This is a genomic window from Mesorhizobium sp. M2D.F.Ca.ET.226.01.1.1, from assembly GCF_004022705.2.
GTDB lineage: Bacteria > Pseudomonadota > Alphaproteobacteria > Rhizobiales > Rhizobiaceae > Mesorhizobium.
The window spans coordinates 1-13,169 of record NZ_RZOY02000017.1; the positions used below are offsets into that span (position 1 = coordinate 1).

Annotated in this window: 13 protein-coding genes and 1 tRNA gene; 8 read left to right on the forward strand and 6 right to left on the reverse strand. The window is 63.5% G+C overall.

The window, feature by feature from the left end:
* Both EN869_RS29680 and EN869_RS29685 read left to right on the forward strand, forming a co-directional pair.
* Positions 1-242, forward strand: a 242-nt coding sequence (locus EN869_RS29680) for a 2-oxo acid dehydrogenase subunit E2 (protein WP_189342944.1), incomplete at its 5' end; no start/stop codon positions are given.
* 130 nt (positions 243-372) lie between these two features.
* Positions 373-1,476, forward strand: a complete 1,104-nt coding sequence (locus tag EN869_RS29685; RefSeq protein ID WP_127230100.1) for a DUF930 domain-containing protein — start codon at positions 373-375, stop codon at positions 1,474-1,476.
* 1 nt (position 1,477) lies between these two features.
* On the opposite strand, the gene EN869_RS29690 is transcribed toward EN869_RS29685, so the two are convergent.
* Together EN869_RS29690 and EN869_RS29695 are read right to left on the reverse strand one after the other, a co-directional pair.
* Positions 1,478-2,152, reverse strand: a complete 675-nt coding sequence (locus EN869_RS29690) for an HAD family phosphatase (RefSeq protein ID WP_127230101.1) — start codon at positions 2,150-2,152, stop codon at positions 1,478-1,480.
* 84 nt (positions 2,153-2,236) lie between these two features.
* Positions 2,237-2,878 (reverse strand): hypothetical protein, encoded by a 642-nt coding sequence (locus tag EN869_RS29695; protein ID WP_127230102.1) that lies wholly within the window; start codon positions 2,876-2,878, stop codon positions 2,237-2,239.
* A 189-nt stretch (positions 2,879-3,067) separates the two neighbouring features.
* On the opposite strand from EN869_RS29695, the gene EN869_RS29700 reads away from it, so the two are divergent.
* Genes EN869_RS29700 through ptsP form a run of 5 tightly spaced genes read left to right on the forward strand, consistent with a single transcriptional unit; the run spans position 3,068 to position 7,776 of the window.
* Positions 3,068-3,505, forward strand: coding sequence for a transcriptional regulator GutM (locus tag EN869_RS29700; protein ID WP_127230103.1), 438 nt, complete (start codon positions 3,068-3,070; stop codon positions 3,503-3,505).
* A 52-nt stretch (positions 3,506-3,557) separates the two neighbouring features.
* Positions 3,558-4,325 carry a PTS glucitol/sorbitol transporter subunit IIC gene (locus EN869_RS29705; RefSeq protein ID WP_042643976.1) on the forward strand — a complete coding sequence of 256 codons (768 nt, stop codon included), beginning with the start codon at positions 3,558-3,560 and terminating at the stop codon, positions 4,323-4,325.
* Positions 4,326-4,340: 15 nt separating this feature from the next.
* Positions 4,341-5,345 carry a PTS glucitol/sorbitol transporter subunit IIB gene (locus tag EN869_RS29710; RefSeq protein ID WP_127230104.1) on the forward strand — a complete coding sequence of 335 codons (1,005 nt, stop codon included), beginning with the start codon at positions 4,341-4,343 and terminating at the stop codon, positions 5,343-5,345.
* Positions 5,346-5,371: 26 nt separating this feature from the next.
* The gene (locus tag EN869_RS29715) at positions 5,372-5,752 is read left to right on the forward strand and encodes a PTS glucitol/sorbitol transporter subunit IIA (protein ID WP_127230105.1); all 381 of its coding nucleotides are present in this window, start codon (positions 5,372-5,374) and stop codon (positions 5,750-5,752) included.
* A 47-nt stretch (positions 5,753-5,799) separates the two neighbouring features.
* Positions 5,800-7,776: a phosphoenolpyruvate--protein phosphotransferase gene (gene ptsP / locus EN869_RS29720; RefSeq protein WP_127230106.1), complete on the forward strand. Its 1,977-nt coding sequence runs from the start codon at positions 5,800-5,802 to the stop codon at positions 7,774-7,776.
* A 16-nt stretch (positions 7,777-7,792) separates the two neighbouring features.
* Here the strand turns inward: ptsP and EN869_RS29725 are convergent, their stop codons facing one another.
* Positions 7,793-8,572 carry a hypothetical protein gene (locus tag EN869_RS29725; protein ID WP_127230107.1) on the reverse strand — a complete coding sequence of 260 codons (780 nt, stop codon included), beginning with the start codon at positions 8,570-8,572 and terminating at the stop codon, positions 7,793-7,795.
* A gap of 155 nt (positions 8,573-8,727) precedes the next feature.
* Between EN869_RS29725 and EN869_RS29730 the strand changes: the two genes are divergently transcribed.
* The gene (locus EN869_RS29730) at positions 8,728-9,741 is read left to right on the forward strand and encodes a sugar-binding transcriptional regulator (RefSeq protein WP_127230108.1); all 1,014 of its coding nucleotides are present in this window, start codon (positions 8,728-8,730) and stop codon (positions 9,739-9,741) included.
* 462 nt (positions 9,742-10,203) lie between these two features.
* Here the strand turns inward: EN869_RS29730 and EN869_RS29735 are convergent.
* The 3 genes from EN869_RS29735 to EN869_RS29745 all read right to left on the reverse strand — a co-directional run bounded on the left by EN869_RS29735 (position 10,204) and on the right by EN869_RS29745 (position 13,135).
* Positions 10,204-10,280, reverse strand: a tRNA-Pro gene (locus tag EN869_RS29735).
* Between the two features lie 54 nt (positions 10,281-10,334).
* Complete coding sequence (locus EN869_RS29740) at positions 10,335-11,603, reverse strand: O-antigen ligase family protein (RefSeq protein ID WP_127230109.1); 1,269 nt, start codon at positions 11,601-11,603, stop codon at positions 10,335-10,337.
* Positions 11,600-13,135: an undecaprenyl-phosphate glucose phosphotransferase gene (locus EN869_RS29745; RefSeq protein WP_127230110.1), complete on the reverse strand. Its 1,536-nt coding sequence runs from the start codon at positions 13,133-13,135 to the stop codon at positions 11,600-11,602. Before EN869_RS29745 ends, EN869_RS29740 begins: the two co-directional genes overlap by 4 nt.
* Between the last annotated feature and the right edge of the window lie 34 nt (positions 13,136-13,169).

Below are 13,169 nucleotides of genomic sequence, written 5' to 3' on the forward strand. Positions count from 1 at the left end.
CCAATCTCGGCATGTTCGGCATCAAGGATTTTGCCGCCGTCATCAACCCGCCGCATGCGACGATCCTGGCGGTCGGCGCCGGCGAGCAGCGGGCGGTGGTGAAGAACGGCGAAATCAAGATCGCCAATGTGATGTCGGTGACCTTGTCCACCGACCATCGCGCCGTCGACGGCGCGCTCGGGGCGGAACTGCTCGGCGCCTTCAAGCGCATGATCGAAAACCCGATGGGCATGCTGGTGTAGGCCATCCGGGCCTTGTTCCGGCTTGCTCTTGCACGGCGGGTCTTCCGATCACTGACTTGTCAGCCCGGCAGCTCGCAGGAATCCGGCCCGGTGCTTGAAGCCGCGGCTGTTTCGTTCCACATCGGGCGCAATGAACGGCAAGATGCGGGAATGGTTTCGGAATTGGCGATGGGCCTTGGCCGCATCGCTCTTCCTGCATGCCCTGATCGCAACCTTCCTGTTCTATGGCCTGCCGAGACCCGAGCAGCAGCCGGACCAGCAGGAACAGCCGGTCAATGTCGCGATCGTGCCGCCGCCCGAGCAACCCAAGCCGAAACCTGCGCCAAAGCCGCCGGAGCCGACGCCTGAAAAGAAGGCTGAAAAGCCGCCTGAGCAGCCCGTGCAAAAGCCACCGCCCCCGCAGCTTCCGAAACCGCAGGACATCCCGGTTCTGAAACGCGTCTTTCAGTATGGCGAGAAGGATACCGGGCCGGAGAAATCTCCCGACGGGGGCAGCGCGCCAGCCAACGCGCCGTCGCCGGCCCAGGATGAGGCCGCGAAGCCGCCTGTCGAGCCGAAGCCGGCACCAAGCCAGCCTGCTCCGCCTGCAACGCCCGAGCAGCAGGCGGACTCGAACAAGGCGACTGAGGACACCGACAAACAGCAGCAGGACAAGCAGGAGGCAGCCCCGCAAACCGCCGAAAAGCCTGCGTCCGAAGCGCCAAAGCCATTGACGGCTGACGCCGGCGACAAGTCTGCGCCGGCCGAAAAGGCAAAGCCTAAGCCTTCCAAGGCGATGAAGTTCAAATCCGCAAGAGCTTTGAGAGCACCAGGCTTGAACCCGGGAAGGTCAAATCCCGCCGACAGCGACGTCGCGGGATCGCCGATCTATTCCGGCCTGCCGGGCGTCAGAAAGCTCTACTCGCCGGGCGCAACCGGCAACGCGCTGGCCACAAGCTCGATGGAGAACGTGCCGCGCGATCAGCGCATCGCCAATCTTTGCGCCAACGTCCTGAACCAGGAATTGCAAAGTGCCGATTACGCGCCGAAATGGCTGCCGACCATCCCGCTGAAGCAGGGCAATGTTCTCAACCCACCGCAGGCCGCCTTCAGCACGACAACCCAATGGTACGATCTGAGCTTCCGCTGCGAGGTCGACGCCGATGCGACGCGGGTCCTGTCTTTCAACTTCCGCGTGGGGGGATTGGTCCCGCCCGGTGACTGGACCCGGCGTCGCTTCCCAAGTCTCCGCTAGATTAGGCCGGCACGCCCAGCCTGGCCAATTCTCGGTTGACCCCGTGCCAATCGGCGCAGACGAAATCGGCGCCGGCAGCCTTCAGCCGCATGCCGTGCTCGGGATAGGTGTGACCACCGCCGGTATAGCCGATCGCGATCATGCCGGCCGCGACCGCGCCCTGGATCCCAAAGGGCGAATCCTCGATGACGATGCAGTCGGCCGGCTTCGCGCCCATCTTTTCGGCGGCGTGGAAGAAGATGTCGGGCGCCGGCTTGCCGTTCTTGACCATCGAGGAGGAAAAGATCGCCTCGCCGAAGAAGCGCGACAGTCCCGTCACCGACAGGCTGTGGTTGATGCGTTCGACCGAGGATGACGAGGCGACGCAGCGGTCGCCGGCAAGCGCGTTGAGGAACGGCACGATCCCCGGCGTGGATTTAAGCTCCTCGGAGAACAAAAGCTTGGTCTCGGCCCAGATGTCGCCTTCGGCGGCGGACGGGAACTGATGGCCGGTCAGTGTCTTGATCTTGGCGATGATGTCGGCCTGCTTCATGCCGATGCACTGAGCGATGATGCCGCCGTGCACGCCGGGCATGCCGTGCTTGTCGTAGACACGCTCATAAGCCTTGGCTGCCAGCGGTTCGCTGTCGACGAGAACGCCGTCGCAGTCGAAGATCATCAGTCTGGATCGCGCCACGCGCCTCTCCCGGCTTCGATAACAAATTTGCACATCGCTATCGGTAAAAAGTCAGATGTTCAATAGTAAGGCGACCCCAACGCATCAAAGCTGACGCAGCGCCTCGCTGACCGGGGAGGATCCAAGCGCGCGCTGCATGGCTTGGCGCGACTGGGCGCGGTCGGGCGTGATCCAGTTTGGCTCGGCGCCGAGAAAGCGGTCGAGGAAAGCAACCGCATAGGCGGGCATTTCCGTTGCGTTCTCGCGATAGGACCACCATGTGCGCAGGTCGTCGGCGCATTTGTCGATGCTGGGCGCGGTGCCGAACTCCTGCTCGTGCACGGCCAGGATCGCTGACACGCAATAGTTGGTATAGAGAAAACCCTCCGGCCAGAAGCGCACGATCTCCGCCGTGCCGGCATTGGCCTCCGTCTCGATCATGTCGGTAAGCCCCGAAATCTCGCGCGCCGGCGCCTGCCGGATCAGTTCGCGCAATACCAGCCCGGCCGCGAAGACGATGAAGTCCGCCCGGTCTACGTCAGCGAATCGCTTCTGCGCCTCCATGACTTCGATCCATTCGAGAAAGGCGCGCGTCAGCTTGGCCTCGTCGATCTCGAAGCGCACGCCGAATGTTTCCGACACCACCTTCGCGCTGCTGCGGAACGTGGCGCGGAACCAGCGCAACTGCCGCAGCCGGTGGCGCAGGTCCGGCATAAGCGCCAGTTCATGCCTGAAGGGCAGGTCCATGTCTCATATCCCGTTTGACGACAGGCTAGCACAGGCGTCCCCGATGCCGAAATCGGCCAGCCGTCTGTGGAGCGTTATGGCGGCTAATATAATACATGTTGACATTTCAGGAAACAAATGTTCTCACTTTCGGGTCATCTCTCCTCCGTCCAATATGAGCCGGAGAAAGAGACTCGGGAGGAAACCGAAATGGCGATCTGGCAGTGGGCGCTGCTTCTGCTTTTTGTTGTCTGGGCGCTGCAATCACTCGGCGTCTGGCTGCAGATGCGGCACTATTCTGACGTCTTCAAAGGCGTCACCGGAGAGTTCAAGGACGGCTTTGTCGGCGCCGGCAATTTCCGCGGCCGGCTGGCCAAGGGCACCATCGCGCTCATCGTCGTGACGCCGGATCTCATCGTGCGCCGCATGATGGTCATGAGCGGCCGTTCGGTGCTGACCAAATTCAAGCGACATGAAGAATTCGAGGGCATCCCCCTCGATCGACTCCGGTCCAACCCTGCGATCATGGGGGAGGGGGAACCCGGTGTGGCCGAGGCCGTGAAACGGGCGATCGAGCAGATCGACCGCGCGCGGTCGGAGCCGGGGAAGAAGCCGGGCCTGTCCGGCTTGAACATAGCAAGGGCTTAAACGACGCCGGCAGCCGGCTGGGAATGACCGGCAGGGGTCATAAGGAGGAGAAATGTCTGTAATTTCGTTATTGGCGCAGCATGCGGACCTCGCGGTGCACAATTTGCATGTCGCAGGCACCATGGTCTCGGATGCTGCCTGGCACGGCAAGCTCGGCGTCGAGCATGCCACCGATCATCTCGTGGTCCTGGCGCAGGCGACGACCGACAACGCGCCGGTCACCGCCGATCAGCTGAAGGAACAGCTGAAGAACGTGCAGCAGGAAGAGCAGCTCGGCTGGCTGACGGCGATCGGCAAATACTTCATCGGCATTTTCCAGAAGGGCGGCGAAGTGTTCGCCGGCTTCGTCACTGGCATCATCCCGACCCTGGTCGTGCTGATGACCGCCTTCTACGCCGTCACCGAACTGGTCGGCGAGGAGCGCGTCCACGGTCTGGCGCGCGGCGCCGGCCGCATCGCGCTGACCCGCTATACGGTGCTGCCGGTCCTGTCGGTATTCTTCCTCACCAACCCGATGGCCTACACCTTCGGTTCGTTCCTGGAAGAAAAGCACAAGCCTGCCTTCTACGACGCGGCGGTGTCCTACGTGCATCCGCCGCTCGGCCTCTTCCCGCACATCAACCCCGGTGAATATTTCGTCTGGGGCGGCATGCTGGTCGCATTGCTCGACCTAGAGAAGCGCGGCGTCATCGCCAATGGCTACCACGTCAAGGTGGCCATCTGGTACGCCATCGTCGGCCTCGTCGTCATCCTGCTGAAGGGCATCCTGACCGAGCGCATCACGGCCATCATGGCGCGCCGCCAGGGCGTCGAGCTCTAAGGGCGGGAGGGCACCATGGACAAGACATACAAGGCAGTAAAGATCTCGAGAGGCTCCACCGGTTGGGGTGGCCCGCTGGTCATCGAACCGACCATTCAACGCAACAAGGTCGTGTCGGTCACCGGCGGCGGCATTCACCCCGTGGCGCAGCTTATCGCCGACATGACCGGCGCCGAGGCGGTCGACGGCTTCAAGGCGCCGCCGATCGAAAGCGAGATGGCGGTCGTCGTCGTCGATTGCGGCGGCACCGCGCGCTGCGGCGTCTATCCGCGCAAGCGTATCCCGACCGTCAATCTGACGCCGGTCGGCCAGGCGGGTCCGCTCGCCCAGTTCATCACGGAAGACATCTACGTTTCGGGCGTGAAGCCGGCCAACGTCGCAATGGCGGACGGATCCGAAGCGGTCACCACTGCGGGGGGAGCAGCAACCATGAATTCAAGCAGCAACACTACAACCAGGGCGGCTGAGCCGCTGCCAAGCGAAGGCGGGCTTATCGGCCTGATCAGCTCGATCGGCCGCGTCATGGGCCGTGTGGTCGGTATCTTCTTCAACTCCGGCCGCCGCACCATCGACCAGGTCGTCCGCAACGTGCTGCCCTTCATGGCCTTCGTGACCATGCTGATCGGCCTGATCCTCTATACCGGCATCGGTGACGTGCTGGCGCAGCCGATGGGACCGCTGGCCAACAACATCGTCGGCCTGCTCGTCATCTCGGCCATCTGCGGCCTGCCGTTCCTGTCGCCCATCCTGGGACCGGGCGCGGTCATCGCGCAGGTCATCGGCGTCGCCATCATCGGCCCGCAGATCGCCAACGGCACCATCTCGCCCGCAATGGCGCTGCCGGCGCTTTTTGCCTACAACACCCAGGTGGGCTGCGACTTCGTTCCGGTCGGCCTGGCGCTCGGTGAGGCCAAGCCGAAGACGATCGAAATCGGCGTGCCGGCGGTGCTTATCAGCCGCCAGATCATGGGCCCGGTCTCCGTGCTGATCGCATGGGTCGTGTCCCTGATCGTGTTCTAAGTCGTAACAATATCGAGGTTCGCCATATGTCGGTTCTTCTCAAGACGCGGGTCACGGCAATCGGGCCCGAAGTGGCGGACCTCGCCGAGGGCGGCGTGGTCATCCTGTTCGCGGATGGCTCGCCTCCCGAACTGGCAGAGGTCTCCGTTCTGCACAAGACGGAGGAAGGTCCGAGCGACAGCGGGCCGGCGAAAGGTGCGTCGATCACGCTCGGACCGGTCTCGGCTGTTATAACCGCGGTCGGCGAAACAGCCTGGAGCAAGGTCCGCGAAATGGGCCATGTCGTGATCTCTTTCAACGGAGCATCCGAGGCCGAAAGGCCGGGCGAGCTGTGCGCCTCAGAGATCGATACCAGCGCGCTTATGACGGCGCTGACGCCGGGCGCTGTCATCACCATCGCCGCCTGATAGGATCTGCGCCGTCCAGGTATGGCGCTATAAGCTAGAGTATTGCCATGGAACGCTCGACCATCGTCAGAGTGCATGAAGGTTTGCACGCCCGTCCCGCCACCCGGTTCGTGAAACTCGCCAAGGGTTTCGAGTCCGACGTCGAGCTGGTCAAGGACGGCAAGGCGGTCAGCGCCAAAAGCTCCGTCAAGCTGATGCTGCTGGCGGTCAAGGAAAACCAGGAAGTCACCGTGCGCGCCAACGGCGCCGATGCCATCGAGGCGGTCGAAGCGCTGATCGGCTATCTCGAGAATCCGCGCGCCGGTCTCGACGATGAGAGCGAAGCGGGCGAGGGTGGTTCGGAAGCCGCAGCCGCTCCGGAGGTCTCCCCGCCGGTTGCCGCACCGGCGGATGGAACACGGAAACTCCAGGGCGTCGCCGCCAGCGAAGGCGTGGCCATCGGGCCGGCCTTTGCCCATTTTCCCGCCGCGATCGAAGGGCCTGGCCGGCGCCTGCAAGCCGATCAGATCGACGGCGAGGTCGAACGGTTCCGTGCGGCCGTAGCGCAGGTCCAGGCGCGCATGGATCGCACGCTCGCCGAGGACAATCTCTCGGCCGGCGACAGAGGCATCGTCGCGGCCCTGCGCGACATTGCCGCCGACGACAGCCTGACCGGCGAAGTCGAAAGGCTCATTAGCGAGGGCGATGACGCTGTGTCCGCCGTTATCGGCGCGGCCTCTACCATCGCTGCCGATTTCAGCGCGGTCGATGATCACTATCTCAACGCTCGGGCCGACGACGTTCATGCCGTCGGGCGGCAGATCTGCCTGGTGCTGCTCGGCCAGGACGAGCTCAGCCTGGAGACCATTCCGCAGGGCGCGATCCTGATTGCCGACGACATCGGCGCCTGGGATCTGGCGCGCGCTCCGCTGAAGCGCATCGGTGGCGTGGTCTGTGGCCATGGCGGCGCGACCTCGCACATCGCCATCATCGCCCGCTCGCATGGCATCCCGGCGGTGCTGGGTCTTGGCGGCAAGGTCAACGACCTGCGCAGCGCCAAAGAGGTGGCGATCGACGGCAATGCCGGGCATGTCATCGCCGATCCGGACGGGACGGCTCGTGCCGATTTCACCCGGCGTGTCGAGGCGGCGGCGCAGGAGCGTGCCGGCCTGAAGGTATTCAAGGGCGTGACGCCGACCCGCGCGGACGGCACGGTGATCGAGGTCGCCGCCAATATTGGCTCGCTCGAAGAGATCGAGGCGGCGCAGGAAGCCGGCGCCATGGGTGTCGGGCTGTTCCGCACCGAACTGCTTTTCATGCGTCACATGCACCTGCCGTCGGAAGACATGCAGGCCGAAACCTACAGCGCGCTGGCCAAGGCGTTTGCGCCGCATCCGGTGATCGTGCGCACGCTCGATATCGGGGGCGACAAGCCGATCGCCGGCATCGAATTCCCGGATGAGGAAAACCCCTTCCTCGGCTGGCGCGGCATCCGCATGTGTCTCGACCGCCCCGACATCTTCAAGCGCCAGCTGCGGGCACTGCTCCGTGCCGCCGTCCACGGCAATATCAAGGTGATGCTGCCGATGGTCTCGGAAATCGCCGAGGTAACGCGCACACGCGCGCTGGTCGATGAATGCGAGGCCGAGTTGAGGGCCGAGGGCGTTGAGCATGCGAGCTTCGACCTTGGCGTCATGATCGAGACGCCGGCCGCTGTGCTGATCTCACCGGCGCTGGCGAAGGAAGTGGCGTTCTTCTCGATCGGCACCAACGACCTGACCCAATACATCATGGCCGCCGACCGCCTCAATCCGACGGTCGCCAAGCTCAACGACGTCACCAATCCGGCGGTGATGGCGGCAATCGAACTGACGGCTAAGGCGGGTGTCGCCGCCGGCATCATGGTCGGCATGTGCGGCGAGGCCGCCGGCCGTCCGGATCTGATCCCGGCCTTCATCAAGATGGGGCTGACCGAGCTCAGCATGAGTCCGGCCTCGATCCAGCGCGCCAAAAAGACCATCGCGGCCATGGCGGCCGAACGATAGCGGATCCTCGCGGCGGTTACGTCAGATGCGCAAGCAGGGTGGCGAGAACCGGTGTCAGTTCCTGCACCGCATTCGCCTGGCCGACGGCCTGCCGGATGCGATCCTCGCGGACTTCGGTCGCCAGCACCGCGATTTCGAGGATGTCCGGCTCGGACGTCTCGCCCTTGGTGGCGAGACCGCAGGCAAGCACGACCGGCGCCAGGCAATCGATGTCAAACGACCTGTCGCTGGAGATCGTTGCGGCCGAGCCGGTCTCGCCGACCTGGATAGGGCGGTGGTTGAGGCATTCGACAAGCAGGGCCGAGCAGGCCGCCGCGATCTGGTCCGTGGAGGCCGCGGACGCTGTCGCCGCGGCGAGCAATTCCGCATGGCGCTTGCGCATCGCGGCATGGACGGCCGAAAAGCTCGCCTCATGCACCCTGGGGTTTTCTATGCCGAGCCCAGCAAGGACCGCTCGGGTCAGATAATACATGTCACGCCTGAACTGACGTTCGCCGCTTATCTGCCGGTCTTCATCGCCTTGCGGGAAATAGGCGCGCAGGCTTTTGACGGTCGTGCCGTCGACCTTGAGCGGCCGGGAATGCGGAACGAAGGATTCGGCGATCGTCAACGCCTCGTCGACGGCGGTCGCGGCGTGGCCAAGCAGGCTGCGGCCCGGAAAGGGAGGCAGATTGTCGATGATATCGCGCGAGGTTTCGCCGGCGCTGTCGTGGCGGCTCTGACGGATGGCGTCGCGCAGCTCCCGAAGCCGATCCTTCAGGTTGACGCGGACGTCTTCGGAGATTTGTCGCAGCATCGCCAATCGCCTCGAAATGCTGAAGCCGTTCACGGCTTTAGGGCGCCAGTCGCCCTCTCTAGATTGTTCGTGTCGATTGGTAGATCAATAGACGATATTTAACCAGTATGCAGAATCGGCTGACGGCAGCGTCATCGCCGGGTTGGGAGGGGAAGTTGGGCAGGCGACGGCAGGGCGAACCACCCGAAAACGGCAGGACGTCGGAGGCTTCCGAGCCGATCGTCAATGAAAGCCGGACCGACCGCCTCAGGATCCGCGCCGCCTGGATGTATTTCGTCGAGCAGATGACGCAGAACGAGATCGCCGACGTGCTGGGTGTCGGCCGCGTCACCATCGTGCGCATGCTTGCCGAGGCGCGGGCGCGCAACGAGGTGAAGATCACCATCGAAAGCGAGCTCTCCGAGATCGTGCGGCTGGAGCGGGCGCTGGAAAAGACCTTCGGGCTGCAGCAGGCGCTGGTCGCGCCGCTCACCGACCCCAACGCCGATCCGATCCCGGCAATCGCCGCCAAGACCGGCATGTTCCTGTCCGACGCGATGAAATCGGACACGCGGGTCGGTGTCGGCTGGGGCAGGACCCTGTTCAGCACCTTGCCGTTTATCAGCGCCAAGTCGTTGAGCGACTTCAGGGTCATCTCGCTGCTCGGCGGCGTCGGCGTCGTGCGCCGGTACAACCCGGCCGAATTCGCCTGGCGTTTCGCCCAGATTTTTCAGGGCGACGGCTATCTGATCCCGACGCCTGCGGTCGTCGACAGCGTCGAGACAAAGATCGCGCTGGTCGAGCGCTGCGGCCTGCAGGAGGTTTTCGAGATGGCCGATTCGCTCGACGCCGTGCTGCTGAGCGTCGGCGGCATCGCTTCGGCCACCACCTTCTCGCGCGGCGGTTTTCTTCAGGAAGCGGATCGGGAGGCGTTGCTTGCGCGTGGCGCGGTCGGCGACCTTCTGTTCCATTTCTACGACCGCAACGGCGAACTGGTCGATCATCCCGTCAACAGCCATGTGATGTCCGTGGATGTCGATCGGCTCCGCAAGGCGCCGATCCGCATCCTCACGTCCGGCGGCGCCGAGAAGACCGAGGCGCTGCTCGGCGCCATGCACCTGATCGCGCCGACCATCCTGATCACCGACGAAGAAAGCGCGCGCCGCATGCTGGCGGCGCATGGGGCGTAGGTTTGACGATCGCCTAAGCGCGCAGGCTAAAGCGGTGACGACAATAATCTGGATCTCTTGCTGCGGCCTTGTGCTTTTGACGGTGAGTTATCTCGGTATTTTCGTCAATTCGATCAGCATGCCCTTGGACGGCCATCCGGTCGACGTTTTCTGAAGAAGGCGGTCAAGAAACGAGGGGTCGACCCGAACCGTATTCCGGATCGGGTTTGGTGGGAGATCGTAGAGGCAAGTATTGCGACAGCGACGCAGAACGACAATTTTCACGCGCTGTCGCCTGGCAGCTGAGCTGCGACGCCGATGCGATTGCAAGGATCACGTCGGGCACAAGCAGTGAATCCCGGGATCGCCAGACCAAGGACATTCTTGTGCGCAACGGCGTTGTTGCACCTTATTGATGGGACCGGTGTCTGGGGCGGCACTGCGAGCGCGCTTCGCGAGGCGTGGGGATATCAAGGATTAGAATGGTCGGAGTGGCCGGATTCGAACCGACGACCCCTTGACCCCCAGTCAAGTGCGCTACCGGGCTGCGCTACACTCCGGACCGGGTGGCGATGTATCGTGATAACCCGGTGCCGGTCAACCGAATTCGGTGCCTATCGCGCAGGTGAAATCGAGAGCTGCGATGCAGGCGCTGCCAGCCGCAATTCCCGCTGGTGCCGGTATTCCAGCGCGATGGCGCCCCAGACCAGCCCGAGCAACAGGTACAGATGGCGCCAGTGGTCAATGTCGATGAAGGTGCCGAGCCCGATATTACCGAGATAGGCGACATAGGCGCAGAGCAGATAAGGCTGCCAGGGCCGGTCGCGCAGAAGGATGCGGAAGCCGGTGCCGATCGTCCACAGCGTCAGCGTCAGGAACGACACGAAGCCCAGCCAGCCATAATCCATCAGCGCCTTCAGCCAGATGTCGTGCGTATCCTCGCCATAGATCGTGCCGAACACCAGCGGGCCGATGCCGAACGGATGCTCCATCGCCAGCTGGAAGCCGATCGTATAGCGGGCGAAGCGGCCAAGTCGTGCCGAATCGTAGCTCTGCTCGAGCTGCGCACGCTGGGTGAACATGTCCGACACGCCGGGCAGTTGCAGGATGATGATGAATGCGATGACCAGCAGCGCCACGGCTGCGATCGTCATCACCACCACCCGCAGCCTGAACTTGCCGCTGGCGCTCTGCAGGAACAGGCAGGCGGTGAGCAGCACCGCCGACACCGCGAACATGCCCCAGGCGCCGCGCGAGAAGGAAAAGAAGATGCCGGCCGTGATGATGAGCAGCGGCACCGCCAGAAGCGGCATGCGCGATACGGGGCCGGTCAAGAGCAGATAGAGCAGATAGGTTCCGGGCAGCACCAGGAACGGCCCGAACACGTTCGGATCCTGGAAGGCGCCGGCGGCGCGGTCGTATTTGGTGAACATCTCCGCGCCCGGAAAGGCGTGGAAATAACCGGCGATGCCGAGCAGCGACGTCGCCACGGCCGACACGACATAGGCGATGAAGATCAGCCGGTAGAGGATCGGCTGGACCGAGGTCACCGAAGCGAAGAACACGGCGCTGAAGGCCAGGAACAGCGAGACCGCGAGATAGAGCGGCGTGTTGGCAAGGTCCGCCATCTGCGTCATGGCAATCATGCCGCCGATATTCATCGCCACCAGCAGCAACAGCAGCGGCACGATCGCGCGCGAGATCCTGAGGCCGAACAATGCCCAGATCGCGATCAGCCCGGCCATGTAGATTTCGTAAGGGGCGGGCTCGCTGATGACGAAGCCGGAGAGCAGGATGCCGATACCGATCGCCGCCGACGCGATCAGCGAGATCAGTTTGGCGTTGACCGCCTGAGGCGACAACTCATGGGCGATGGCGCTCAATAGGCGTTTTCCGTGTTGAGCAGACGGACCGGCGTCAGGAACAGGATGCGCAAGTCGAACATCATCGACCAGTTCTCGATGTAATAGAGGTCGTATTCGGTGCGCATGCGGATCTTTTCATTGGTGTCCATCTCGCCGCGCCAGCCATTGATCTGCGCCCATCCGGTGACGCCGGGCTTCACCTTGTGGCGGGCGAAATAGCCGTCGACCACCTCATTGTAGAGCAGGTTGTGCGACTGCGCGGCGATCGCATGCGGCCGCGGTCCGACCAGCGACAGCGAGCCGAAGAGCGAGTTGAAGAACTGCGGCAGCTCGTCGATCGAGGTCTTGCGGATGAAGCGGCCGACGCGGGTGACGCGCGGATCGTTCTTGGTCACCGTCTGCTTGGCGGTCGGGTCGGACCGGTCGGTGAACATCGAGCGGAACTTGTAGACCTCGATGATCTCGTTGTTGAAGCCGTGCCGCTTCTGCTTGAACAGCACAGGGCCCTTGCTGTCGAGCTTGATGGCGATCGCGGTGACGAGCATCACCGGCGAGAAGACGATGATGCCGATCAGTGAAAAGACGATGTCGAAAGCGCGCTTGGCGACCGAATCCCAGTCGTTGATCGGCTTGTCGAAGATGTCGAGCATCGGCACCGAGCCGATATAGGAATAGGCGCGCGGCCGGAATTGCAGCGCGTTCGAATGCGCCGAGAGCCGGATGTCGACCGGCAGAACCCAGAGCTTCTTCAAAAGCTGCAGCACGCGCGATTCGGCGGTCAGCGGCAGCGACACGATCAACATGTCGATGCGCGCGATGCGTGCGAACTCGATCAGCTCAGAAATGGTGCCGAGCTTCGGGTAGCCGGCGACGATCGGCGGCGAACGCTTGTCGTTGCGGTCGTCGAAGATGCCGCAGATGCGGATGTCGTTGTAGGGCTGCTTCTCGACCGAGCGGATCAGCTGTTCAGCCGCCTTGCCGCCGCCGACGATGAGCGCGCGGCGCTCCATGCGGCCGTCGCGCGCCCAGCGCCGGATGAGGTTGGACATCACCAGCCTGAGGCCGAAGATGAGCACGAAACCGACCACGAACCAGGTGCCGAACAGCAGGCGCGAATAGTCTTCCGACGCCTTGATGACGAAAGCGGTGAGCGCCATCAGCGCGAAGCTGCCGGCCCAGACGAGCAGCACGCGGCCGAAATTGGCGAGAGGGCGCATCAGCGCCGCGATCTGATAGCAGTCGGTGACGTCGAGCAGCACCACCGCCAGGAACGAGGTCGCCGCGATTGCCAGTGGATATTGCCAGGCCAGATAGGTGAAGAAGCCGACATAGTAGAAATAGACACAGAGTCCCGACAGGAACAGTATCGCGAACTCGACCATGCGCAGCACGCCGCTGACCATGATCGGCGACATGGTATCGCGCCGGTACTGCGACGCGACTTGGCGCGCCACATCGTTGATGCCGCCGGCTTTATCGCTGTCGGCGGGAGCCTCGTAGTTGCGCACCGCATCCATGGAAAAGCGGTGCGCGGGGTCGATCTCATTCATGGGAACTGTCCGCGAGCCTTCGCGCAACGACATA

Excerpts from the sequence above, each read along its gene's own strand:
- EN869_RS29685 (WP_127230100.1), top strand. The coding sequence starts at position 373 with ATGAACGGCAAGATGCGGGAATGGTTTCGGAATTGGCGATGGGCCTTG.
- EN869_RS29715 (WP_127230105.1), top strand. The coding sequence starts at position 5,372 with ATGTCGGTTCTTCTCAAGACGCGGGTCACGGCAATCGGGCCCGAAGTG.
- EN869_RS29700 (WP_127230103.1), top strand. The coding sequence starts at position 3,068 with ATGGCGATCTGGCAGTGGGCGCTGCTTCTGCTTTTTGTTGTCTGGGCG.
- ptsP (WP_127230106.1), top strand. The coding sequence starts at position 5,800 with ATGGAACGCTCGACCATCGTCAGAGTGCATGAAGGTTTGCACGCCCGT.
- EN869_RS29745 (WP_127230110.1), bottom strand. The coding sequence starts at position 13,135 with ATGAATGAGATCGACCCCGCGCACCGCTTTTCCATGGATGCGGTGCGC.
- EN869_RS29705 (WP_042643976.1), top strand. The coding sequence starts at position 3,558 with ATGTCTGTAATTTCGTTATTGGCGCAGCATGCGGACCTCGCGGTGCAC.
- EN869_RS29725 (WP_127230107.1), bottom strand. The coding sequence starts at position 8,572 with ATGCTGCGACAAATCTCCGAAGACGTCCGCGTCAACCTGAAGGATCGG.
- EN869_RS29695 (WP_127230102.1), bottom strand. The coding sequence starts at position 2,878 with ATGGACCTGCCCTTCAGGCATGAACTGGCGCTTATGCCGGACCTGCGC.
- EN869_RS29710 (WP_127230104.1), top strand. The coding sequence starts at position 4,341 with ATGGACAAGACATACAAGGCAGTAAAGATCTCGAGAGGCTCCACCGGT.